Genomic DNA, 1689 nt, shown 5'->3' with positions numbered 1-1689 from the left:
CGGGCGTAGTGCCAGTGCCAGGCGCCGTCGTGGTCGGTGAGGTGTGGCTGTGCGCGCAGGTCGCGCAGGAGCGCGTTGAGGTCGGCGACGGACTTGTGCACCGGGGTGCCGCCGAAGACGAACCGCAGCCGCGGGCGCAGCTGCCGCAGCCGCTCCAGGTCGGCGGCGGACACGGCGCGGCCGACGTCCCAGCCGTGCCGGGCGAGGATCCCGGCCGCGTCCTCGGGGGTGCGCAGCCGGTCCGTACCGACGATGACGTCCAGGCTGTTGACCAGGTCGACGGCCGTGAGTGCGGCCTGCCCCGTGTAATCACTTACGGCCATGGTGACTTCCGCTCGTACCCATTACTTAAGGCAAAGATACCAATGGCTGCGGGGTCGTCCCGTCACGCGAAGCCCAGCGCCGCCCGCCCGGCGAGGACCACGGCCGTGTGCCGCGCGACCCGGGTGCCGAGGTGCTCGGCGGTCGCGGTGTCGGCCTTGTGCACGAAGTCGGTGCCGAGGTCGCCCATGGTGACCGCGGCGGCGCCGTTGAAGTAGCCGAGGCGGTTGAGGTCGTTCTCGCTCTCGTGGCTGACGTGCCAGCCCGGGGCGAGGCCCAGGTTGACCCAGTGCATCTGGTGCTGGGCGGCGAGCGTCGCGAAGTACCCGAGGGTGCTGTGCTTGTCGCCCGCCTTGCACGACGAGTGCGTGAACCCGGCCCCGATCTTGTCCTTCCAGGACTCCGTACGCCAGCGCGTGCTGGTCGACTCGGCAAAGCCGTGGAACGCGCTGGAGGCCGACCCCATGAGCGTCGGCGCCCCGAACACGATCGCGTCCGCGGCGTCCAGCGTCTCCCAGTCGCTCTCCTGCATCTCCTCGACGAGCACCATCACCACCGCCGCGCCTCCCGCCTCGGCGCCGGTCCTGACGGCCTGCGCCAGCACGTGGGTATGGCCGCGGCGGGAGTGGTAGGCGATCGCGATTCTGGGTGGCGTGTCCATCGAGTCGTCTCCTGAGGCGGACCGCCCCCGGCATCGCCCGTACGACGCCCCGTTGCCGGTCCATGGCCGATGCTGCGGGGAGCCAGGATGGGCCCGGGAGGTTGGCTGAGACTATCCGGCGACTTGTCGCCCACTTGGCGCCACAACCCGATCACCCCAAACCACCCCGCACCCCTGCTCGACCCCGACCCGTCGAGGTCGGCACGGAGTGGTACCCCGGACCTCCCGCCTTCCCGTTCGGCTCACGCGCATCGCCGGGCGCAGGGCGAGGCGTTCGGTTCGTAGCGGGGCGGAGGGCCGGGGGGTGGTCATCTGTGGCCCGTTTCGTAGTGGGTGCGGAGGAGGTCCAGGCCCCAGTCGTGGCGTACGTGGCGCCATACGGAGTGGGCGTGGTTGCCGTCGTCCTGGGTGTTGTCGTACTCGATGAGGAAGTCCGGCGCGCGTACGCAGTAGTAGTGGCGATCGCCCCGAGCCAGCCCCCCGGCCCACGCGAAGGACAGCCCCTCCAGCCCCCGGGCCACCGTCTCCGCCCAGCATTCCCGCGCGTACGCCTCGGGGGCCCGGGCCAGGTAGCGGCGTACCAGGCGCTCCAGCTGTCCCCGCTGGGCCGGCGTCATGGCCCCGTACGGCAGGCCCGCCGGCAGCAGGTCCGGGTCGGCGAAGGGGTCGGCGCGGGTGAGGATGTCGTCCGGGGGCTCGGCGGCGAA

General features: G+C 71.9%; 3 protein-coding genes. All 3 read right to left on the bottom strand.

The window, feature by feature from the left end; genetic code table 11:
* The coding region (locus tag H5J30_RS31610) for an ABATE domain-containing protein (protein WP_181791000.1) at positions 1-323 on the bottom strand (323 nt) is incomplete at its 3' end.
* A 62-nt stretch (positions 324-385) separates the two neighbouring features.
* On the bottom strand, positions 386-982 hold the full coding sequence (locus H5J30_RS31605; RefSeq protein ID WP_181790999.1) for a flavodoxin family protein: 597 nt from the start codon (positions 980-982) through the stop codon (positions 386-388).
* A 308-nt stretch (positions 983-1290) separates the two neighbouring features.
* Positions 1291-1689: DUF3500 domain-containing protein (locus tag H5J30_RS31600; RefSeq protein ID WP_181790997.1), on the bottom strand; the 399-nt coding region annotated here is incomplete at its 5' end.

Source organism: Streptomyces phytophilus (assembly GCF_013870535.1).
GTDB classification, from domain to species: domain Bacteria; phylum Actinomycetota; class Actinomycetes; order Streptomycetales; family Streptomycetaceae; genus Streptomyces; species Streptomyces phytophilus.
Note: the sequence above shows the minus strand (reverse complement) of the source record. Positions and strands in the feature narration are given on the sequence as shown.